General features: G+C 69.7%; 16 protein-coding genes, 1 tRNA gene and 1 pseudogene. 14 read left to right on the top strand and 4 right to left on the bottom strand.

The window, feature by feature from the left end; genetic code table 11:
• The 3 genes from ACSAMQ_RS06225 to ACSAMQ_RS06215 form a co-directional block, all read left to right on the top strand.
• Positions 1–3,292, top strand: a 3,292-nt coding sequence (locus ACSAMQ_RS06225; RefSeq protein WP_435394820.1) for a GH92 family glycosyl hydrolase, incomplete at its 5' end; no start/stop codon positions are given.
• Between the two features lie 413 nt (positions 3,293–3,705).
• Positions 3,706–6,033 (top strand): hypothetical protein, encoded by a 2,328-nt coding sequence (locus tag ACSAMQ_RS06220; protein ID WP_435394819.1) that lies wholly within the window; start codon positions 3,706–3,708, stop codon positions 6,031–6,033.
• A gap of 21 nt (positions 6,034–6,054) precedes the next feature.
• Positions 6,055–6,342: a hypothetical protein gene (locus ACSAMQ_RS06215; protein ID WP_435394827.1), complete on the top strand. Its 288-nt coding sequence runs from the start codon at positions 6,055–6,057 to the stop codon at positions 6,340–6,342.
• Positions 6,343–6,500: 158 nt separating this feature from the next.
• On the opposite strand, the pseudogene ACSAMQ_RS06210 reads toward ACSAMQ_RS06215, so the two are convergent.
• Positions 6,501–7,403: pseudogene (locus ACSAMQ_RS06210) on the bottom strand (MFS transporter); the annotation flags it as partial.
• Between the two features lie 34 nt (positions 7,404–7,437).
• The gene (locus ACSAMQ_RS06205) at positions 7,438–8,154 is read right to left on the bottom strand and encodes a hypothetical protein (RefSeq protein WP_435394818.1); all 717 of its coding nucleotides are present in this window, start codon (positions 8,152–8,154) and stop codon (positions 7,438–7,440) included.
• Positions 8,155–8,508: 354 nt separating this feature from the next.
• Between ACSAMQ_RS06205 and ACSAMQ_RS06200 the strand changes: the two genes are divergently transcribed.
• The 4 genes from ACSAMQ_RS06200 to ACSAMQ_RS06185 all read left to right on the top strand — a co-directional run bounded on the left by ACSAMQ_RS06200 (position 8,509) and on the right by ACSAMQ_RS06185 (position 11,620).
• The gene (locus tag ACSAMQ_RS06200; protein WP_435394817.1) at positions 8,509–9,699 is read left to right on the top strand and encodes a glycosyltransferase family 2 protein; all 1,191 of its coding nucleotides are present in this window, start codon (positions 8,509–8,511) and stop codon (positions 9,697–9,699) included.
• A 12-nt stretch (positions 9,700–9,711) separates the two neighbouring features.
• Positions 9,712–10,401, top strand: coding sequence for a polysaccharide deacetylase family protein (locus ACSAMQ_RS06195; RefSeq protein ID WP_435394816.1), 690 nt, complete (start codon positions 9,712–9,714; stop codon positions 10,399–10,401).
• 313 nt (positions 10,402–10,714) lie between these two features.
• The gene (locus ACSAMQ_RS06190) at positions 10,715–11,026 is read left to right on the top strand and encodes a hypothetical protein (protein WP_435394815.1); all 312 of its coding nucleotides are present in this window, start codon (positions 10,715–10,717) and stop codon (positions 11,024–11,026) included.
• Positions 11,027–11,257: 231 nt separating this feature from the next.
• A complete protein-coding gene (locus tag ACSAMQ_RS06185) occupies positions 11,258–11,620 on the top strand; it encodes a VOC family protein (RefSeq protein WP_435394814.1) in 363 nt (120 codons plus the stop codon).
• 261 nt (positions 11,621–11,881) lie between these two features.
• Here the strand turns inward: ACSAMQ_RS06185 and ACSAMQ_RS06180 are convergent.
• Positions 11,882–11,958, bottom strand: a tRNA-Pro gene (locus ACSAMQ_RS06180).
• A gap of 150 nt (positions 11,959–12,108) precedes the next feature.
• On the opposite strand from ACSAMQ_RS06180, the gene hisS reads away from it, so the two are divergent.
• The 3 genes from hisS (at position 12,109) to ACSAMQ_RS06165 (ending at position 16,370) form a co-directional block, all read left to right on the top strand.
• Entirely contained in the window at positions 12,109–13,494 is a 1,386-nt protein-coding gene (gene hisS, locus ACSAMQ_RS06175) for a histidine--tRNA ligase (protein WP_435394813.1), read from the top strand.
• 306 nt (positions 13,495–13,800) lie between these two features.
• Positions 13,801–15,699, top strand: coding sequence for an HAL/PAL/TAL family ammonia-lyase (locus ACSAMQ_RS06170; RefSeq protein WP_435394812.1), 1,899 nt, complete (start codon positions 13,801–13,803; stop codon positions 15,697–15,699).
• Between the two features lie 128 nt (positions 15,700–15,827).
• A complete protein-coding gene (locus ACSAMQ_RS06165; RefSeq protein WP_435394811.1) occupies positions 15,828–16,370 on the top strand; it encodes a prolyl hydroxylase family protein in 543 nt (180 codons plus the stop codon).
• A gap of 63 nt (positions 16,371–16,433) precedes the next feature.
• Here the strand turns inward: ACSAMQ_RS06165 and ACSAMQ_RS06160 are convergent, their stop codons facing one another.
• Positions 16,434–18,308 carry a sensor domain-containing diguanylate cyclase gene (locus tag ACSAMQ_RS06160; protein WP_435394810.1) on the bottom strand — a complete coding sequence of 625 codons (1,875 nt, stop codon included), beginning with the start codon at positions 18,306–18,308 and terminating at the stop codon, positions 16,434–16,436.
• A gap of 287 nt (positions 18,309–18,595) precedes the next feature.
• On the opposite strand from ACSAMQ_RS06160, the gene ACSAMQ_RS06155 reads away from it, so the two are divergent.
• The 4 genes from ACSAMQ_RS06155 (at position 18,596) to hisC (ending at position 22,351) form a co-directional block, all read left to right on the top strand.
• The gene (locus tag ACSAMQ_RS06155; RefSeq protein ID WP_031370491.1) at positions 18,596–18,907 is read left to right on the top strand and encodes a YerC/YecD family TrpR-related protein; all 312 of its coding nucleotides are present in this window, start codon (positions 18,596–18,598) and stop codon (positions 18,905–18,907) included.
• An 89-nt stretch (positions 18,908–18,996) separates the two neighbouring features.
• The gene (gene hisG / locus ACSAMQ_RS06150) at positions 18,997–19,911 is read left to right on the top strand and encodes an ATP phosphoribosyltransferase (RefSeq protein WP_435394809.1); all 915 of its coding nucleotides are present in this window, start codon (positions 18,997–18,999) and stop codon (positions 19,909–19,911) included.
• An 8-nt stretch (positions 19,912–19,919) separates the two neighbouring features.
• Entirely contained in the window at positions 19,920–21,221 is a 1,302-nt protein-coding gene (gene hisD, locus ACSAMQ_RS06145) for a histidinol dehydrogenase (RefSeq protein ID WP_435394826.1), read from the top strand.
• 23 nt (positions 21,222–21,244) lie between these two features.
• Positions 21,245–22,351, top strand: a complete 1,107-nt coding sequence (gene hisC, locus ACSAMQ_RS06140) for a histidinol-phosphate transaminase (RefSeq protein WP_435394825.1) — start codon at positions 21,245–21,247, stop codon at positions 22,349–22,351.
• Position 22,352: the final 1 nt, after the last annotated feature.

Here is a 22,352-nt window from a genome sequence, read left to right as displayed (position 1 = left end):
GGCGCCGCGCCTGAGCGCCGACGGGGGCCCGCCCGCGGCGGCCGCCCTGACCGCCAAACCCGGCGTCGGCTTCAGCGGCGTGCGCTCGCTGCGCTACCAAGGCGTCGGCAGCGGGGTGGCGCAAAGCGCGCAGGCCTTCGAGGTCGACCTCGCGGTGACCAAGGACACGCAGTTGTCCTATCGGGTGTTCCCGCTGTCGAGCGCGCACATCCCCGGCCAGGCCGCGCCGTCGAAACTCGATGCGTTGCGCAACGCTTCGACCTATGTCGCCATCGACCTGGTGTTCGACGACGGCAGCCGGCTGTCGCAACGCAAGCCGCTGGACCTGTACGGCAATGGCCTGACCGCGCGCGAGCAGGGCATGGCGCGACTGCTCTACCCGGATCAATGGAACGCGGTCAGCAGCCGCATCGGCGAGGTGGCCGCCGGCCGCCGCGTACGCCGGATCCTGCTGGTCCACGACGGCGACAGCGCGCTGCCGTACCAGGGCTACCTCGACGACCTGCGCATCGCGCCGGCGCCGGCGCTCGCCAAGGGCAAGCGCGCCGCGTTGCGCCCGAGCGACTACGTCGACACCCGCCGCGGCAGCAATTCCAACAGCCGCTTCTCGCGCGGCAACACCTTCCCGGCGGTGGCGCTGCCGCACGGCTTCAACTTCTGGACCCCGACCACCAACGCCGGTTCGCACTGGATCTACCAGTACCAGGAGCGCAACGGCGACGACAATCGTCCGCGCATCGAGGCCTTCGCGCTGTCGCACGAGCCGAGCCCGTGGATGGGCGACCGCCAGACCTTTCACGTGATGCCGGCGATCGGCGAGGGCCGGCCCGAATTCGATCGTAGCAAGCGCGCGCTGAGTTTCGGCCACGACGAGGAAACCGCGCGCGCCGACTATTACCGGGTGCGCTTCGACAACGGCCTGGTCGCCGAGATGACCCCGACCGACCATGCCGCGGCGATGCGCTTCACCTTCCCGGCCGAGCCCGGCGAGACCCGCGCGCAACTGCTGTTCGACCATCGCGACGAACACGGCGACATCCGCCTGGACCGCGACGGCCGCAGCCTGAGCGGCTGGAGCGAGAGCATGAGCAAGCTCTCGACCGGCGCCTCGCGCCTGTTCTTCTACGCCCGCTTCGACCGGCCCATCCGCGACGGCGCCCGGCTCGACCGCGACAAGGCCGGCGGCCGCGACCGGGTCTCGGCCTGGTACGGCTTCGACCTCAGCGGCGACCCCAACCGCCAGGTGACGATGCGCATCGCCGCCTCGCTGATCAGCGTCGAGCAGGCGCAGCGCAACCTGGAACTGGAAATCGGCGCCGACGAAGGCTTCGACGCGGTGCGCGAACGCGCCCGCGCTGCCTGGGACGCCAAGCTCGGCATCGTCCGCGCCGAGGGCGCGCCGGCGCACGAGCAGGCGGTGCTGTATTCCAATCTGTATCGCTTGTTCCTGTACCCCAACAGCGGCTACGAGAACACCGGCACCGCCGAGCGGCCGTTGTACAAATACGCGAGCCCGTTCTCGGCGCCGGCCGGCAAGGACCGCGCCGAGGCCACCGGCGCGGCCATCGTCGACGGCAAGGTCTACGTCAACAACGGCTTCTGGGACACCTACCGCACCAGCTGGCCGGCCTACGTCCTGCTGACCCCTGGCCATGCCGGCGAGATGATCGACGGCTTCGTCCAGCAATACCGCGACGGCGGCTGGATCGCGCGCTGGTCCTCGCCGGGCTACGCCGACCTGATGGTCGGCACCAGCTCCGACGTCGCCTTCGCCGACGCCTGGCTCAAGGGCGTGCGCAATTTCGACGTGCGCTCGTTCTACCAGTCGGCGATCCGCAACGCGTCCAGCGTCAGCCCGGTGCCGGGCGCGGGCCGCAAGGGCATCGAGCGCGCGATCTTCACCGGCTACACCGACACCACCGTCGGCGAAGGCCTGTCGTGGTCGATGGACGGCTACATCAACGACTACGCGATCGGCCGCCTGGCCGGCGCGCTGGCGCAGGAGGCGGGCGCCGACGATCCCTACCGGGCGAGCTATCGCGACGATGCGGTGTACTACCGCAATCGCGCCCTCGGCTACGTCAACCTGTTCAATCCGCAACTCGGCTTCTTCGTCGGCCGCCACCGCGACGGCCGCTGGCGCTACACCGCGACCGAGTTCGACCCGACCCGCTGGGGCGGCGACTACACCGAGACCAATGCCTGGAACATGGCCTTCCACGCGCCGCAGGACGGCGCCGGCCTGAGCGCGCTGTACGGCGGGCGCACTGCGCTGGGCAACAAGCTCGATCTGTTCTTCGCCACGCCGGGCACCTTCGAGGTCGGCAGCTATGGCGGCGTCATCCACGAAATGCTCGAAGCGCGCGACGTGCGCATGGGCCAGTACGGCCACAGCAACCAGCCCTCGCACCATATTCCGTACATGTACGCCGCCGCCGGCCAGCCGTGGCGGATCCAGGAAAAGGTGCGCGACATCCTCGACCGCCTCCACGTCGGCGGCGAGATCGGCCAGGGCTATCCCGGCGACGAGGACAACGGCGAGATGTCGGCGTGGTGGTTGTTCAGCGCCGCGGGGTTCTATCCGCTGCGGATGGGCTCGCCCGAGTACGTGATCGGCGCGCCGCGGTTCGAACGCATGAGCATCCGCCTGGAAAACGGCCGCGAGCTGCGGATCAACGCACCCAAGGTCAGCGCGCGCAACCGCTACGTGCAGTCGCTGCGGGTCAACGGCGAGGCCTGGGACCGGCTGACCTTGCCGCACGAATTGCTGGCGCAAGGCGCGGTGCTGGATTTCCGCATGGGCCCGACACCGTCGAACTGGGCCAGCAGCGCGCAGGCGCTGCCAGAGTCGTTGAGCGCCGATGGCGAGACGCCGAAGCCCTGGCGCGACCTGGGGCGGCGCGACAACGCCGCGGTCGCCGGGCTGGCGGCCAAGCAGGCGGCGGCCTTGTTCGACGACGACGCCACCACCGCGACGCGCCTGAGCGGGCCGATGCCCTTGCTGAGCTGGAATTTCAAGACGCCGGCGACGGTGCGTCTGTACACATTGACCTCGGCGGCGCGGCGCGGCGATCCGCAGGCCTGGGCCTTGCAGGGCTCCAACGACGGCGCGCAGTGGACCACCCTCGACGAACGCAGCGGGCAGGCCTTCGCCTGGCGCCGGCAGACGCGCGCGTTCGCCATCGCCGAGCCGGCGGCGTACTCGCGTTATCGCCTGCGCCTGCTCGCCGACGGCGCCGGGCAGGGCGGCATCGAGCTGGCCGAGGTGGAATTGCTCGGCGAGACGAAGTAGGGCGCGCCGCAGCGAAGCGGCTCCGTCATCAGGTCGATGGCGCTGCCGTGCCGCGGCGTCGCAGGGGCGCGCGCCGACGGTCGCACTCATGGTTTACCTCGCGCGCCGCCGATCGGCGCGCGCCGTTCTCATCGTGCGCCGTTCTTATCGCACGCCGTTCCCACCGCACGCCGTCGGTCGGCGCGTGCGACGGTAACTTGCCGGCGCTCGCATTGGCGCTGTGACGCGTTGTGCGCTTTAACGGAAAGCTCATGCGTTCGCCTCGAACGCAGCGGTCCGATCGCGCGAATCGTTCCCGTTATGTCCCGGTATCGCCCCGTGTTCTTCCTCGGAACGCGCGCCGGGGAGGGCTATGGTCGGCGATGCAGTGCGATCGACCCATCCACGCGGAACGATTCCGCAACGAGGCTCATATGGAACTCATGGGACGTACCGGCTCCAGGCTGCGGCATCACGCCGCGGTGCTGGCAACGGGCTTGATGCTCGCCGCGCCCTTGGCGCAAGCCCAGAACTTCGAAACTCACTACGGCAACCAACCTTGGCGCGATGGCGGCGAGGACGTGAAGGCGGTGAACTATTGTCCGGGCCGCGGCTCGGTCACCGTCGGCACCCGTCGCGCCAGCGACGGCACCACCCAGGTCCTGGTGACCCGCGCCAACGATGTCGGCGTCACCGACGACAGCAGCATCGACACCTGGCAACAGGCCTACATGATCGCCGGCAGCAAGCGCTCCGACGCGTACGGCATCGCCGAACTCAGCGGCGAGCGCGGTTTCGCCGTGACCGGTTCGGTGCAGCTCGGCGAAGGCAGCTTCATCTACGTGCTGCAACTCGACTGCCACGGACGGCAGATCTGGACCACCTTGCTCGACAACGCCGCGACCAGCCACCGCGCGACCGGCTATGACCTGATCGAAACCGGCGCGGTGATGCCGAGCAAGGCGACGCAGGGCGAACTGGTCGTGGTCGGCGAGGAAAACGACAAGGACGGCCGCACCCTCGGCCGCATCGCGCGCCTGGATGCGGCCGGCAACGTGCTGTGGGATCACCGTTACGACGGCAGCGGCGACTGGCCGGGCCTGCGTTTCCGCGCGGTCACCGAGAACCTCGCCAGCAGCGGCGGTTTCACCGACATCGTCGTGGCCGGCACCGCGCTGACCACCGATGCCAAGCGCGGCGGCCTGATGTTCCGCACCGACGCCAACGGCGCGCCGGTGTGCAGCAGCGTGTTGATCGACGGGCAGGACCATCGCGACTTCCACGGCCTGACCGCGTTGTTGAACGCGAACTACAGCGGCGAGACGGTCTCGGTCGGCGCCTCCACCGGGCTCGACGAAGGCAGCGCGTCGCAGGCCTATCTGGCCCGTTACGCCCGCTACAGTTGCCGGCCGCTGGTGCAGGCGAGCTGGGTCGATCGCGACCAGGCCAGCTTCACCGCCTTCGACGTGGTCGAAGCGCGCGGCCTGGACGGCCGCGAGGGCGCGGTCGCGGTGGTCGGCACCATCGCCGGCACCCAGGGCTTCCTGTTCGCGGCCAACACCGGCGACCTGCTGCGTTACGGCGGCCTGTCGCCGCGCCGTTTCGGCGACAAGTTCCGCGAAAGCCTGTACGCCATCGACCGCAAGAACGACCGCTTCATCCTCGCCGGTAACACCTTCAATGATTGGCAGGGCGTCGGCGACATCCAGGACTTCTACTTCGTCCAGGTCGATCCGGGCCTCAACACCGGCTGCGCCGATCTGTGGGACCCCGGCGCGTTCAGGCCGCAACTGCCATACAAGGAATTTCAGCCGCACCTGGAACGCATCCCGAAGTTCCAGCGGGTCGACACGCCGAGCGTGGAGGCCAGGGACTGGGGCTATGTCTGCGCGGTCGACCCGCCGGAAGGCTGCCCGGGCCTGATCAACAACGGCATCATCCAGCTCGGCGTGGCGCCGACCGGTCATCTCAACATCGAGTGTCCGAACATCGCCTTGTCGAGCGGCCGTTACGGCACCCGTCTGGTCGGCCTGCGCTACATGCCGACCAACGGCGAAGCCTCGGCGCCGGGCGCACCCTGCGAAGGCTGGGGCGTGGCGAACGCCGATCCGGCCGCGCCGGTGAGCGGGCGGACCTCGCGTTGCGCCGGCATCAGCAACGTGACCCTGGTGAGCTTCACCCCGACCACGAGCGCGGCGACCTCGGTGGTCACCGTCGGCAACACCTTCCGGGTGACCCATCAGTACACCCCGATCGCGGCGACGAGTTACCTGTACCGGGTCGACGTCAAGATCGAGAACATCGGCCGAACCACGGTCAAGGACCTGCGTTACACCCGGGGCATCGACTACGACGTGCCGCCGAATACGTTCTCGGAGTACATCACCCTGGCCGGGGCGTCGCCGTTCCTGCTGGCCTGGAACAACAACGGCTTCAATTCGCTCGATCCGCTCGCCGCCAACTCCGGCTTGTCCGGGCCGATGACCGACAACGGCCCCGGCGATCTGGGTTCGCACATGGACTTCCGCTTCGGTTCGCTCGCTCCGGGCGCGGCGCGCAGCTTCGTCACCTACTACGGTGCGGCGCCGACCCAGACCGCGGCGCTCAATGCGCTGTCGATCGTCGGCGCGGGGCTGTATTCGCTGGGCCAGACCAACTGGGACGGCCTCGGCGGCGCCGGCAACACCAGCCCGAACCCGGGCACCGCGGGCGCGGTCAACGGCGTGCCGGCGACCTTCATGTACGGCTTCAAGACCAACTGACGTTCGGCGGTATCGAACGTCATCGGGCGTCAAGCTCCGGGGGCCGTCGGCCCCCGGAGCGTTTGCGGCAGCGGTGCGCGCGCCAACCGCAGCCGCAGATGGACAAGGCCGGCGAGCAGGCACAGCGCGATCAGCGCCATCAGCCAGCGGGTGGTCGCGGCGAAGCGCAGGCGTTCGAGCAACAGCCCGGTCGACAAGGTCGCCAGCGGCATCGCGCCCATGGTCGCCGCCGAGAACCAAGTCATTTCGCGGCCCATGTGCTGCGCCGCGACGCTGCGCTGCAGCCACGACAGCGACTGGATGCCGTAGAAATTGGACGCGCCGGCGAGCAGGCAGAACGCGGCCAGCACCGTCGCCAGGCTGGCATTCCAGGCCAGCAGGCCATAGGCCAGTGCGGCCACCGCCCAACACGCGAGCAGTTTCGCAATGACCGCGGCCAGGCCGTTCGATGCGTGGCCGGCGAAGACCGCGGCCGCGGCGATGCCGGCGAACTGGGCGACATAGACCAGGAAATAGCGCGTATCGCCGTGTTCGACCAGCAGCACCGGCAGCAGGATCTGCATCGGTCCGAACACCAGCACCGTGCTGACCAACAGATACAGGTAATAGCTGCGCGGAATCGCCTGGAGCGACGCCGCGGCCGTCTGCGCCGGTGCGGCACCGGCTTCGCTCGCCTGGGCCGTCCGCCGCACCGGTCCGCGCCGGCGCACCGCGGCGAGCAACCACAGCGAGGCGGCGACGCTGAGCGCGTCGATCCCGAACGCGATCGCCAGGCCCTGGTTGTCGCTGGAGGCCAGGATCAGGCTGCCGGCGAGCATCGGCAGCAGCATCATCGCCAGGCTTGAGGCCACCGCGAACAAGGCGTTGCCGGCCGGCAGCAGGCCCTTGCGGATGTACAGCCCGAAGCTCGCGCGTCCGGCCGGGTAGGCGACCGCCCAGACGAGGCCGCCGAACAGGGCCAGGGCATAGATGAGTTCGATCGTCATCAGCCCGAACCAGGTCAGCAGGCCCATGCCGGCGTTGATCAGGACGTACAGCGCGCGGCAGATCCACAGCACCCGGATCGGGTTGGCGCGGTCGAGGAAGCCGCCGAAGAAGAACAGGAACAGCACGCTCGGCAAGGCTTCGATCGCCGCGGTCAGGCCGAGGTCGAAGGCGCTGCCGGTCAGGCGCATCACCAGGAACGGCAGCGCGATTAGGGTGAAGCTGGCGCCGAAGGTGGTGATCAGGTTGTCGAGCAACAGCCCGCCGAAACGCGGCTCGCGGCGGCCGATGCGCCACAGCTGCGCAGCCGTGGCGAAACGGTTGCGCGGACGGCGCGGCGGAGCACCAGGCGCCAGGCCGATCGGCGGAGCGGAGCGCTCGCTCACGGCGGTCGCAGGCGCCGGCGCGGCGAGCGGCGGCTCAGGGCTGGGCCGCGCCGGTGTGCGGCGCGCGTGCGCGGCGCAGGAAGAACAACTCGTCCTGGCGTTCGACCGCCAGGCCGTAGGCGCTGGCGATCGCGCGCAGCTTGCCGGCGTCGAGCCGCCAGACCGGTTCGACGTCGTCGATGCCGACATCCAGGGTCCACTGCATGCCGAGCCAGTGGGTCAGGATGAAACCGTCCGGCCGCAGCAAGTGCACCAGGGTCTCGAAATAGCGTTCGAGATGGCGCTGGCAGCAGGCGAAGCTGGCGAGGTTGTTGTCGAGGATGCAGTCGAAGCTGGCCGCCTCGAAGCGGCGGGCGAAGTCGTCGCTGTGCTTGTTGAGCAGATGCACCGAGTAGCGCGGCAGGCCGAGTGCGTTGCCGTGTTCCCACTCGTTGCAGGCCACCGTCACCGAGACGATGCCGCGCACCTTGCCGGCCAGCAGCCGCGCCACCGACGAATTGCCGGTGCCTACGTGCAGGATATCGCGCTCGCCCAGGTCGGCGGCGGCCAGCCAGCGGTTGATCGCGGCCTGGTCCTCGGTCGGTTCGCACGACGAATAGTCGAGCAGGGGCCAGCTCGCGAACCGATCGGCCGCGTCGTGGGTGGCGACGTCCGGCTCGCGTCCGCAGTCGATGCGCTGCGCGCCGATGTCGAAGCGCGGACGGAACGCAGGGGCGGCGTGAGCGGAGTGCGGCGTCGGGGGAGTGTTCATCATGGCCGGGGGATAAGACGGTTCGGTTTCGATTCTTCATCGATCCTCGATCGCATGTCGAGCGAGCAACGCTACAACGATCGTCGAACTGCTTGCCGTCGTCACAGAATAAAACCCTTGCTGCTTTCATTCTCTATTGAGAAAACGCGACAACGTATTGCGTTTCGACCGAGCAACCCTTAACCCCACCACGTCCTGCCCAACGTAGTTCCCCCACAAGCACCAGGCGTGCGGGGCCGCGCATACGCGCGGCGACCCGTATCGACGCGTCCGGTCTGCCAATCAGACCCTGCGAGCGTGACTGCGCATCGACGATGCCGCGGCCGCGTATCGCGCTGCCGGATGCATCGCCCCATGTTGAGCCAGCTCGTCCTGACCGGCCTCGTCGGTTTCTCCACCCTCGTGCTGTTGTGCTGCCTGGTGTTCCTGGCCGGATGGGCGCTGTTCAAGGCGGTGCGGCGGCCGGCCGCGCCGACTCTCGCCCACTATCCCTTCGTCTCGATCCTGGTGCCGTTCTACAACGAGCCCGAGGCCTCGTTCCTGATGACGCTGGACGCGATCGAGCGCGCCGACTACCCGGGCCGCATCGAAGTGCTGCTGGTCGACGACGGCTCGACCAATTCCACCCCGGCCACAGTGGCCGCCTGGTTGGCGCAACCGCGCGACAAGACCTATCGCCTGATCTCGCTAGCGCGCAACGGCGGCGCCAAGGGCCTGGCGCTCGATGCGGCCTTGCCGCAGCTGTCGGCCGAGTCCGACGTGGTCACGGTGATCGACAGCGACACGGTGATCATGCCGTGCTCGCTGCGCCGCGCGGTCGAGGCCTTGTACAGCTCGCCGCGCCACGCCGCCGCCTGCGGCCTGATCGTGCCGGCGGGGCGGCATAACTCTTGGTTGCACCGCCTGCAGTTCTACGAGCACGTCGGAGCGCTCGCCGCGATCCGCTACGTGCAGAGCAAGATCGGCGTGGTCAACGTGGTCGCCGGCGCGTTCTCGCTGCATCGCACGCAGGTGATCCGCGAACTCGGCGGCTGGGGCGAATGGCTGGTCGAGGACATCGCCTGGACCTGGCGCGCGCTCGCACACGGTTACTCGATCGCCTACGCGCCGGACGCGATCGCCTACACCATCTGCCCCTCGACCTTCTTCGGCCTGTTCCGCCAGCGCCGGCGCTGGGCGCGCGGGCGCCTGGAATCGTTCCGCGTGGCCTGGAGCATCTCCTGGCCGCGGACCATGAAGATGCTGCCGTGGTGGCTGCTGTGGGCGCAGTCGGCGCTGGTGCCGACCTTGTTGCTGCTGATCGCCGGCGCCTCGATCTACCGCAGCCCGACCCTGCTCGGCATCGCCGCCCTCAATTGGTGGCTGATGGCGCTGCTCAATTTCATCGCGGTGATGCAGGCGCGCACGCGCCTGCAACTCGGGCCGCTCGACCTGGTGCTGGTGTCGATCTGCAACACGGTGATCGACGTATTGTTGCTGCCGGCCAACGTGATCGGGCTGATCGACGAACTGCGCGGCCATCGCAAGACTTGGCTGACACGCTGAACGGAGCAGGGCATGGACTATCACCGCTTCCTCGCCGATCGCCCGCGCAGCTATCTCGGCCGCGGATCGCCGGACCGGCGCCGGCTGGCGCTGACCTTCGACGACGGCCCCGGCCGCGCCACGCCGGCGTTGTTGTCGGCCCTGGCCGAACTCGAGGTTGCCGCGACCTTCTTCTGCGTCGGCGAGGCCGCGCGCGCGCAACCGGCCTTGATCGAACGCATCCTTCGCGACGGCCACGAGATCGGCAACCACTCGCTGAGCCATGCCGACGCGCGCGGCTTCGGCGTCGAGGACTGGATCGCGAGCGAAATCCATCCGGCCGCGACGGCCTTGCGCGAGGCCGGCGTGGCCGAGGCGCCGCGGCTGTTCCGCCCGGCCTACGGCGAAATTGCGCCGGGGCAGGTCGATGCGCTCGCCGGCCTGGGCTATACCGTGGTCGGCTGGTCGGTCGACCCGCGCGATTGGCTGGAACCGCAGGCGCCGGGCTACGTGTCCTGCGTGGTCGAGTCGGTGCTGGCGCGCATCCACCCCGGCGCGATCGTGCTGCTGCACGACGGCGACGACGAGCATGGCCATGCCCGTCACGGCATCGTCGAGATCGTGCGCCGGCTCGTGCCGGCCCTGCGCGGGCAGGGGTACGGCTTCGCCCGGGTCGGCGAGTTCCTGCCCGCGGAGGCGGCGCGGTCGCGGACGAGCGGCTAGGACGCGTCATCGACGCCGCGCCCATGCGCACATCGACAACCGACCGGGCGGCGTCTTCGGCGGCTGGCCGGGTCTGCTTGGGCCGAGCCAGCGAGCCTTGTGGCGAGGGCGGCCGTTTGCATGCGCTCGAAATCCCTGCCGACAGCACGCAAGGCCGTGAGCTGCGACAGGCCGGTGCCGCATTCCGCCTGTGATGCGCATCCGGGAACGAACAAACGACGAGGTTCGAGGTAAGGGATGCCGCCGCACTGCCTCGTCCATACAGGCGCTGTGCCGTCGTTTCATCGTCCATCACATGGAGAGTCTAAAGACAATGAATGCATTGAAGCTGGTGTTGGCCGCGGCGCTCGGCGCCTCGACGCTCGTAAGTGCGGGCAGTGCCTCCGCGGTGGCTCCGTCCCCCGATTCGGTGGTGTATTTCCGGCAGTTGTGGGACAACGCGATGCTGTTCGCGTATCGCGGGCAGGGTGCGTTCGCGCAGTCGATCTGCGATGTCTACCGCTCGCAGGTCTGGCCGGACCCGGGCGCCAACGAAGTCGTGCCGCTGCTGCACTACCAGTGCCGGGTGAGCGTGGTGAACATCGTCGTGCACCACACCAACCCCTTGCCGTTCCCGCTGCGGTAAGCGGCGCAGCGCCGGCGCACGACGGCCAAGCCTGCCGAGCCTGCCGAGCGCCGGCAATGCCAGGTGCGCGCCCCGGAGACCGGGGCGCCCTGTTGCCCGAACGCGGTGCCGCAGTGCGAGAGCCGAGGGAGCCGAGGCCGCGCCTGAGCTTGCATACTCCGGGGCGCGAGGGCGCAGTCCTGCGGCTTCGTTAGCGCGGGCAGCAACGCGGTTTATGGCGAGGAGATGCCGATGTCGGATTTCACCAAGGTTCGCTACACGTTGGCGGTCCTCGACCTGGCCCGGTCCACCGACTACTACGTGTCCGTTCTCGGCCAGGGCATCGATTTCACCGCGCCCGGCTGGAGCTTTCTGTCCCGCGGAAGCTTCCGGGTGATGCTCGGCGAGTGCGCGGACGCGGTTCCGCCCGCGGAGCTGGGCGACCATTCGTGGTACGGCTACGCGACCGTGTCGGACGCTGCCGCCCTGTTCGCCGAATACCGGGCTGCGGGCGCCGAGTTCACTCAGCCGCTGTCGGACAAGCCCTGGGGCATGCGCGAGTTCGGTGTCCGCACCATCGACGGCCATCGGATCATGTTCGGACAAGAGCTGTAGTCACGGGCGCTGCCGGCCCTTCGGGCGGCCGAGGGCTTGGCCCGGGTTCGCGGGAGTCGGGCCGGCCGGGGACATCCTCCGAATCTCCCGCCACAGTAGGGAAGGCGTCCGGGTCTGCGGTGCGCAGGCGCGGCTGCACACGCGTCGCGTCGCCTGCCGGCCCGTTCCGGCCATGGGGGCGAGGCCATGCGCGGAAGGGCTGGATGCGCAGACGCGAAAAAGCCGGCGCAAGGCCGGCTTAGTCAGAAACACTCTCAGCATTGGTCGGGGAGACAGGATTCGAACCTGCGACCTCTACGTCCCGAACGTAGCGCTCTACCAGACTGAGCTACACCCCGACTGCTGAGCCGCAAATTCTAGCGACTCCCCCCCGGCCGGCGCAAGGGGTCTGTCGATCGGGCGAGCAGGGAGCGGGGGCGGCCGTTAAACTGTGGCGCTTTCCAACCCCCAAGCTCGTTGTCGGCGCGGCCGACGTATTGGAGTTCCGCTTGATCAAGCCTCGTACCCCGCCGGGAGTCATGGAGCTGCTGCCCCGCGACCAGATCGCCTTCCAGCGCATGCTGGACACGATCCGGCGCAATTTCGAGCGTTTCGGCTTCCTGCCCGTGGAAACCCCGGTCATGGAGCTGTCGGAGGTGCTGCTGACCAAGTCGGGCGGCGAAACCGAGCGCCAGGTCTATTTCGTCCAGTCCACCGGCTCGCTGGAGAAGAGCGCGCAGTCCGGCGAGCGCGGGGTGCCTGAAATGGCGCTGCGCTTCGACCTGACCGTGCCGCTGGCGCGCTACGTGGCCGAGCACGAGCACGAGCTGGCGTTCCCGTTCCGCCGCTACCAGATGCAGCGCGTGTACCGCGGCGAGCGCCAGCAGCGCGGCCGGTTCCGCGAGTTCTACCAGTGCGACATCGACGTGATCGGCAAGGACAGCCTCAGCGTGCGCTACGACGCCGAGCTGCCGGCGGCGATCTATGCGGTGTTTTCCGAGCTCGACATCGGGCCGTTCACGATCCAGCTCAACAATCGCAAACTGCTGCGCGGCTTCTTCGAGGCCCAGGGCGTCGCCGACGGCGGCCTGCAGGCGCTGGTGCTGCGCGAGGTCGACAAGCTCGACAAGCGCGGCCCGGACTACGTGCGCGAAACCCTGACCGGTCCGGAGTTCGGCCTGGCCGCGGATGCGGTCGCGACCATCCTCGACTTCGTCGCGGTGCGTTCGAACTCGCACGCCGACGCGCTGGCCAGGCTGGCCGCGCTGGGCGAGGGCAACGAGGCCCTGCGCGAAGGCGCGGCCGAGCTGCGCGAGGTGCTGGAGCTGATCCGCGCGCTGGGCGTGCCGGAAAAGAACTACGCCCTCAACTTCTCGATCGCGCGCGGCCTGGACTACTACACCGGCACGGTCTACGAGACCACCCTCGACGACTTCCCGCAGATCGGCTCGATTTGTTCGGGCGGGCGCTACGAGGACCTGGCCAGCCACTACACCAAGTCCAAGCTGCCGGGCGTCGGCATTTCGATCGGCCTGACCCGTTTGTTCTGGCAGTTGCAGGAAGCCGGCCTGGTCAGCACCGCCGACAGCAGCGTGCAGGTGCTGGTCACCCAGATGGACGACGCGCACCTGCCGCACTGCCTGGCGGTGGCCAACGAGTTGCGCCACGGCGGCCTCAACACCGAAGTGGTGATGGAGACCTCCAAGCTCGGCAAGCAGTTCAAGTACGCCGACCGCGCCGGCATCCGCTTCGTGGTGGTGCTGGGCGAGGACGAAATCGCCAAGGGCACGGCGACGGTCAAGGACCTGCGCCGCGAAGACCAGTTCGAGGTGTCGCGCGCCGAGCTGGCGCGCACGCTGCGGGTCGAACTGGAGCAGTCGCGGGTCATGAAGTGATCCCGGCCCGTGCAGGCCGGGCCGGCGCGGCGGATCGGACGATCCGCGCGGCGGCCTGCTGCACGGCGGGTCCGCGGCGGCGGGCGCGCGGGTTCGCGTCCGCGGCCGTTTCCGTGGTTCGTCCCGCACCGGATCGCGATCCGGCGCGGATGCGGGCCGACTCCATGCCGCGGCGCAATGACGCTGTCGCGGTTCCCATCGTTCCATTGACGCACCGACTCCCGAGTACGCTCGGCCGGGCTGCACCGTTCGCGGCGTGAGCGCGGCCGTTCAGATGATCGCCAGGGTGCGAGGCGAGGTTACAACTTGAACAAGATCCAACTCGATGGCCGTTCGCTGACGCGTTCGCAGCTCGTGGCCGTGGCTTACGGCGCCCAGGTCGAACTGGCCGCGGCGCAGCTGCCGGCGGTGGCCCGCGCGGCCGACTTCCTGGCCGAACAGGTGCGCCGCGAAGAACCGATCTACGGCGTGTCCACCGGCTTCGGCAGCAACGCCGACCGGCTGCTCGGCGCGCACCACCTGCGCGACCAGTTGCCGGGCGCCAAGCGCAATCAAGAAACCCTGCACGAAGAGCTGCAGCGCAACCTGATCGTCACCCACGCGGTCTGCGTCGGCGAGCCGTTCGCCCCGGAGATCGTGCGCGCGATGCTGTGCATCCGCATCAACACCCTGATGCGCGGCCACTCCGGGATCCGCGTGCAGACCCTGCAGGCGCTCGCGGCGATGCTCAACGCCGGCATCGTGCCGGTGGTTCCGCAGTTGGGTTCGGTCGGCGCCAGCGGCGACCTGGCGCCGTTGTCGCACCTGGCCATCGTGCTGCTCGGGGGCGGCGAAGCCTTCTATGACGGCCGGCGCATGCCGGGCGCGGAAGCGCTGCAGCTGGCCGGGCTGACCCCGGTCAAGCTGTCCTACAAGGAAGGCCTGGCGCTCAACAACGGCACCGCGCAGATGCTCGCCTGCGGCGTGCTCGCGCTTGCCCGCCTGGAAGACCTGCTCGACACCGCCGACCTCGCCGCGGCGATGACCATCGACGCTTTCGCCGGCCGCCTGGGCGCCTTCGCCGAGGCCGTGCACGACCTGCGTCCGCACCCGGGCCAGGTCGAGGTCGCCGCCAACCTGCGCCGCCTGCTCGAAGGCTCGACCCTCGCCGACATTCCCTATCACCTGGTGCCGCGCTTCCGTCCCTGGCTGCCGCAGAGCTGGGACACCGAACAGTCGCAGCAGCTCAGCTTCGACATCGGCTGGGACTGGGTGCCTTTCAGCCAGCGCCACGGCCGCGAGAAGTTCTATACCCGGTTCCGCCCGTTCCGCGGCGGCAAGAAGCACCAGCCGCAGGACAGCTACTCGCTGCGCTGCATCCCGCAGGTGCACGGCGCGGTGCGCGATGCCATCGCCCAGGCCGCGCGCGTGCTCGAGATCGAACTCAATTCGCTGACCGACAACCCGATCGTGTTCCCGGACGCGCAGGCCGAGCACGTCGAGCAGCAAGTGATCTCGGCTGGCCATTTCCACGGCATGCCGCTGGCGCTGGCGATGAGCTACGTCAAGGCGGCGATCCCGGTGCTGGCGAGCATTTCAGAGCGCCGCCTCAACAAGCTGGTCGACCCGGCCACCAACGACGGCTTGCCGGGCTTCCTGATCGGCAACGAGGATGCGACCGAGTCGGGCCACATGATCGTGCAGTACACCGCCGCGGCCATCGTCAACGACCTCGCCAGCCGCGCCCATCCGGCTTCGGTGTATTCGATCCCGACCAGCGCCAACGCCGAGGACCACGTTTCGATGGGCGCCAACGAGGCCCGCCACGTGCTGGCGATGACTGAGGACCTCGGTAAGGTGCTCGCGCTGGAACTGTACACCGCCGCCCAGGCGCTGGACCTGCGCCGCGACATGATCAACGCCGCCCGCGATCTGGCCGACCGCGCCGATGCCGACACCCTGGCCGCCAAGATTTCCGGCGGCCCGGTCGGCGACAGCGCCGATCACCCGGGATTCCTCGCCGAGGTCGAAGGCCTGCGCGCCGAATTGGCCGCCGCCGAGGAGTTCCGCCCGGGCAAGGCGGTCGCCGCGGCGCACGCCAGGCTGCGCGAAGCCATCGCCTTCCTCGACCGCGACCGCGCGCTCGACGGCGAAGTCGCCACCGCCGTGCAACTGGTCCACGAAGGCACCCTGATCGCCGCGGCGCGCGCCGCGATGCAGAACTAAAGCCGCACCTGTGTCGAAGCCCCTCTCCCGCCGGCGGGAGAGGGGTTGGCGTGAGGGTGGGGGCCGCTGCGCCCCAACCCCAAGACATCGCCGCCCACCGAATCGTTGTTCCCCGGCAGGAGCCCAGGATGCAGACGATCTTCCACAACGACCGCGTCTTCAGCGTCGACGGCTTGCTGGCGCCGTCCGAGTGCGAGGCCTTGATCGCGCTTGCCGAAGGCCAAGGCTTCGAATCGGCCGGCGTGCGCACCCCGTCGGGCGAGCAGAAAAGCCTGCAGCACGTGCGCAATAACGAACGCGTAGTGTTCGAGTCGCCGGCCTGGGCCGAGCGGCTGTGGCAGCGGTTGTCCGCGCTCGAACTGCCGGTGCTCGAGGGCGAGCGCGCGGCCGGCCTGCCGAGAGCGCTGCGCTTCTACAAATACTCGCCGGGCCAGCGGTTCCGCATGCACAAGGACGGCCCCTGGAGCGAAGACGGCCGGTCGAGCCGGCTGACCTTGCTGGTGTATCTCAACGACGATTTCGCCGGCGGCGAGACCGACTTCCGCCAGTTCAAGGTGGTGCCGAAGACCGGCGCCGGCCTGCTGTTCGTGCACGACACCTGGCACGAAGGCGCCGCGGTGCTCGAAGGCGTCAAGTACGCGCTGCGGTCCGATGTGATGTACGGCCGGTGACGCGCAGCTGGCGACTGCGGGGCTGAGCCGCATCGCGCGGTCCGCGCAATCGCCGGCTCCGGCTCACGCCTGCACCGCCGCCCCCCACACCCGCACGCAGTCGCGCCCGTCGGCCTTGGCCAGGTACAGGGCCTGGTCGGCGAACTGCAACGCCGCTTCCACGCCCATGTCCGCATCCGGTGCGATCTCGTGCACGCCGATGCTGGCGGTGACCGGGATGTCGTGGCTGCGGCTGGGGCAGGGCTGCGAGCTCAGGCGCAGCCGCAGCGCCTCGGCGACCTGCGCGCCGGCGTCGAGGTCCTGGTCGGGCAGCACCGCGACGAATTCCTCGCCGCCGAAACGGGCCAGCAGGGCATGGTGCGGGATCAGGATCTGCGCGATCAGGCCCGCCGCCCAGCGCAGGCATTCGTCGCCCACCAGGTGGCCGTGGTGGTCGTTGATCTGCTTGAAGTGGTCCAGGTCGATCATCATCAGCACCAGCGGCCGGTGCTGGCGCCGCGAGCGGTGCAGCAAGGCCTCGAAGGCCTCGCGGAAATGACTGCGGTTGTGCAGGCCGGTCAGGCCGTCGCGCTGGCTGGTCTCGCGCAGGCGCGCGTGCGCGTCCTCGAGCAGGGCCAGGGTGCTGCGCAGCTCGGTGGTGCGCTGCTCGACCTTGTGTTCGAGTTGCTCCTTGGCCTCGCGCACGATGCGTTCGTTCTCGTTGCGCAGCGAGGCGTAGCGATAGCCCAGCGCGACCGACAGCAGCAGCATTTCCAGCGCCGAGCCGATCTGCACGCCGTATTCGGTGATGAACATCTTCGGCAGCAGATCGAAGGCGATCGCCGCGAACATGCCGGTGCCGAGCAGGAACGCCGACCAGGCCAGCAGGAACAGGCGCGCCGGCTTGTAGCCGCGGCGCATCACCACGATGCCTTCGACCGCGATCCAGGCGATGCTGACGAACACCGCCGCCGAGGCGATCGGCGTGGCGATGCGGTAGGGCAGCTGGGTCGCGGCGATGCCGAGCAGGACGAAGAACCCGATCATGCCCAGGCCGACGTAGTCGCCGAAGCGCCAGCGCCGGCGCAGGCTGAGGAAGTTGCGCGCGAACTGTTGCATGCCGATCTGGGCCAGGCAGATCGACAAGGGCACCGAGTGGTCGGCGAGCCACGGCGAACGCGGCCACAGATACTCGAAGCCGAGGCCGTTGAGGGTCAGCAGCACCAGGCCGAAGGCGCAGATGTGGAACAGGTACCAGAAGTAGCTGGAATCGCGCAGGCTCAGCCACAGCACCAGGTTGTAGAAGAACAGCGCGACCAGGATGCCGTAGTACAGGCCGATGCCGAACTGGGCGTCGCGCGCGAGTTCGGTGAACGCGCTCGGCGTGTACAGCGTAAGCGGCACCTGCATCGAGCTGTCGCTGCGCACGCGCACGAAGATGTCGACCGGCTGGTCGGCCGGCAGGTCGATCCAGAAATTGGGATGGCGGTAGCGGATCGCGCGCGAGGCGAACAACTGGCTGTCGCCGCCGACCTGATGGGTCGAGGCGCCGTCGCGCGTGCGGGTGTAGACGTCGAGGCGGTCGCTCAGCGCGAACTGCTGCACCAGCAGCCAGCGCGGCACCTCGCCGTTGCGGTTCACCGCGGCCACGTGGAACCAGTAAGCGCCGCGCTGGAAGCCGAACGAGCCGTTGCCGTTGGGCAGCGGCCGGTAGCGCTTTTCCGCGAGCGCCCGGCGCGCGCCGTCGAGGTCGAGGCGGCCACCGGTGTCGTGGTAGTAACGGGTGAACGGCGCGAGCTCGACCTCGCGGGTGCTGCGCTCCAGGTTCAGCACGCTCTGCGCCGAGGCCGGCGCGAACAGCATGGCGGCGAGCAGGCAGAGCCAGGCCCACCCGGCCCAGCGGCGCTGGGGCGAGGCGGGGCGGCTCGGTGCGGCGGCGAGGGCAGGGTTGATATTCATCTTCCGTGGCGGTGGCGGACACAGGCCTTTGCGTCGCGGTGGCGGGAGCGTCGGGGGACAGCGGTCGCGCGGCGCCTCGACCCCGGGCAGGGCGCGGGTCCGGGCGCATCTGAGTCTTAACGCAATTCCTCGCCGCGACAGGCCGGCTTGACGAAAGTCGGCCGGATCGATAATGTATTAACGCGTTAGTACATTAATGCATTGAACTATCGGGCATCGGCCCGCGCCTCTCCGGTCGCGGCCGACTGCCCTGCACCCCAACCGCCCAACCGACCGAGTTCTCCGCAATGAAGCGCCGCGCCAACGACACCGAGCAGACCGAGGATGCGATCGCCGATTTGGCGGTGGCCCTGGCCGGCCTGCGCAGCGCCGAACAGGTGCGGGCCTTCCTCGAGGACCTGTGCACGCCGGCCGAGCTGGAGGCGATGAGCGATCGCTGGCGGGTCGTGCCTCTGCTCAACGAAGGCGTGCCGTATCGCGAAATCCACGACCGCACCCAGGTCAGCGTGACCACGATCGGGCGCGTCGCCCGCGTGCTCGAGCGCGGCACCGGCGGCTACGGCGCGGCCCTGCACCGGCGCGCCGCGCGACATCGCTGACCCCGTTCGCGCCTTCGCTTCCCGCGGGCACGCCGCCATCGGCCTGCCGCCTCTTTCCCGCACCGACCGCCCCCTTCCGAGACCCGTTCATGAGCCCTCCCGCCAGCGCCGCCGCGCGTGACCGCTTGCGCATCGCGATCCAGAAATCCGGCCGTCTCGCCGAGCCGGCGCGTGCGTTGCTGGCCGCTTGCGGCCTGAGCTGGCGCGAGAGTCGCGATCGTTTGTTCTGCTACGGCGAAACCCTGCCGGTCGACCTGCTGCTGGTGCGCGACGACGACATTCCCGGCCTGATCGCCGACGGCGTCTGCGACCTCGGGGTCGTCGGGCGCAACGTCCTGCTCGAACAGGACGGCGACCGCCGTGGCAACGGCCGCGAATCGGCGTTCCGCGAGTGGCGCGCGCTCGGCTTCGGCGGCTGCCGGCTGGCGCTGGCCGTGCCCGAGGCCTGGCACTGGGAAGGCCCGCAGCAACTGGCCGGCAAGCGCATCGCCACCAGCTATCCGGCGCTGCTGTCGCAGTGGCTGGCCGGCGAGGGCGTCGACGCCCAGGTCGTGCTGCTGTCGGGCTCGGTCGAAATCGCCCCGCGCCTGGGCCAGGCCGAGGCGATCTGCGATCTGGTGTCGAGCGGCGCGACCCTGTCGGCCAACCAGCTCAAGCCGGTGCAGACCCTGATCGAAAGCGAGGCGGTGCTGGCCGGCCCGGCCGGCGGCTTCGACGACGTGCGCGGCGAACTGGCCGACCTGCTGCTGCGCCGCCTCGACGGCGCGCTGCGGGTGCGCAACAGCAAGCTGCTGATGTTCCAGGCGCCGCGCAACTTGCTCGACGAACTGCTGCCGCTGCTGCCCGATGCCGAGCCGCCGACGGTGATGAGCCTGGACAACGGCGATGGCGTGGCCCTGCAAGCGCTGTGCCACGGCGCGGTGACCTGGCAGCGGCTGGAAGAACTCAAGCGCGCCGGCGCGCGCGGGCTGATGGTGGTGCCGGTCGAGGGCATGCTGGCATGACCGCGAAGATGCAACGGCTCGACTGGAACGCGCTCGACGACGCCGCGCGCGAACAGGCGCTGCGCCGTCCCGCCCAGCAGACCCGGGCCTCGACCGCGGCCGCGGTGGCCGAGATCGTCGAAGCGGTGCGCCGCGACGGCGACGCCGCGCTGCGCCGGTATGCCGAACGTTTCGACGGCGCCGCGCCCGAGCGCTTCGCGGTCGATGCGGCCGAGTTCGACGCCGCCGAGGCCTCGCTGACGCCGGCCTTGCGCGCGGCGATCGACGAGGCCGCCGAACGCATCGCGCTGTTCCACGACGCCGGCATGACCGAGCCGTACGCGATCGACACCGCCGACGGCGTGCGCTGCGAACGCATCCTGCGGCCGATCCGCCGGGTCGGCCTGTACGTGCCGGCCGGCTCGGCGCCGCTGCCCTCGACCGCGCTGATGCTGGCCATACCGGCCGACCTGGCCGGTTGCCGCGAAATCGCCCTGTGCACGCCGCCGCGCCGCGACGGCAGCGCCGACCCGGCGGTGCTCTACGCCGCGCGCCGCTGCGGGGTGACCCGGGTGTTCAAGCTCGGCGGCGCCCAGGCGATCGCGGCGATGGCCTTCGGTACCGAAAGCATCGGCAAGTGCGACAAGCTGTTCGGGCCCGGCAACGCCTACGTCACCGAGGCCAAGCGCCAGGTCGCGCTGATCGAGGGCGGGGCGGCGATCGACCTGCCGGCCGGGCCATCGGAAGTGCTGGTGATCGCCGATGCCGGCGCGCGCGCCGACTTCGTCGCCGCCGACCTGTTGTCGCAGGCCGAACACGGCCCGGACTCGCAAGTGCTGCTGCTGAGCGACGACGAGGCCCTGCTCGATGCGGTCGACCTCGAACTCGAAACCCAATTGGCCCGGCTGTCGCGCGCCGACACCGCGCGTGCGGCCCTGCAATCCTCGCGTTCGATCCGGGTCGATTCGATCGAACGCGCGCTCGAAGTCAGCAACCGCTACGCCCCCGAGCACTTGATCCTGGCCCTGCGCGATGCGCGCGAGTGGCTGCCGGAAGTCGAGGCGGCCGGTTCGGTGTTCCTCGGCGACTGGGCGCCGGAAGCGCTGGGCGATTACTGCAGCGGCACCAACCACGTGCTGCCGACCAGCGGCGCGGCGCGTTACGCCAGCGGCGTCAACGTCGCCAGCTTCCAGGTCGCGATCACGGTGCAGGAAGTGCAGCCGCGCGGCCTGCTGGCGATCGGGCCGTGCGCGGTCGAGCTGGCCTCGGCCGAAGGCCTGGACGCGCATCGCGAGGCGGTGGCCGTACGCTTGCGGGCGGTGGCGGCATGAGCGGCGCGAACGCAACGGACCGGATCGACATGAACGACGACAACCCTTTGAACCTGTTGCGCGACGACCTGCGCGACTTCGCCGGCTACAGCTCGGCGCGCAGCGAAAAGCGCAGCGGCCGGGTCTGGCTCAACGCCAACGAGGCCGCCTGGCCGAGCGTCGCCGACGGCGAAGGTTCGGTGCGCCGCTATCCCGACCCGCAACCGCAGCGCCTGCGCGAAACCTTGGCCGGACTGTACGGCTGCGAGCCGCAGCAACTCCTGGCCGGGCGCGGCAGCGACGAGGCGATCGACCTGCTGGTGCGCGCGCTGTGCCGCCCGGGCGGCGACGCCATCGTGCTGACGCCGCCGACCTTCGGCATGTACGCGGTCAACGCGCGCCTGCACGGCACCCGCACCGTCGAAGTCGCGCTGCGCGACACGCCGGCCGGTTTCGTCTGCGATTTCGCCGCGGTCGCCGAGGCGGCCGAGCGCGAGCAGGCCCGGCTGGTGTTCCTGTGCTCGCCCGGCAACCCCTCGGGTACCTTGCTGCCGCTGGCCGAGATCGACGCGCTGGCCCTGCGCCTGCGCGGCCGCGCCCTGGTCGTGGTCGACGAGGCGTATCTCGAATTCGCCGACGGCGGCTCGGCGGTGAGCCTGCTCGCCGCGCGCCGCAATATCGCAGTGCTGCGGACCTTGTCGAAGGCGCACGCGCTGGCCGCGGCGCGGATCGGCAGCGTGATCGCCGATGCCGAGCTGATCGCCGCATTGCAGCGCTGCCAGGCGCCGTATCCGCTGCCCACGCCGTGCGTGAACCTGGCCCTGCGCGCCCTGGCCGAGGTGCCGCGCAACACCACCAAGGCCCGCGTGGTCACCGCGATCGGCGAGCGCGAACGCCTGTACGCGGCCTTGCAGGCTTTGCCCGGGGTGCTCCAGGTCTATCCCTCGCAGGCCAACTTCCTGCTCGCCCGTTTCGACGATGCCCAAGCGGCGTTCGACGCCCTGCTCGACGCCGGGATGGTGGTGCGCGACATGCGCGCCGCGCCGCAGCTCGGCAATGCCTTGCGCATCAGCCTGGGCACGCCGGAGCAGAACGCGGCGGTGATCGAGGTGCTGACCCGCACGGCGCAGATGCGCGGAGTGGCGGCATGAG

The sequence above is a fragment of the Lysobacter sp. 1R34A genome (genome assembly GCF_051217035.1).
In the GTDB taxonomy this organism is placed as follows: domain Bacteria; phylum Pseudomonadota; class Gammaproteobacteria; order Xanthomonadales; family Xanthomonadaceae; genus Lysobacter.
This window is presented reverse-complemented; position numbering and strand designations above follow the sequence as displayed.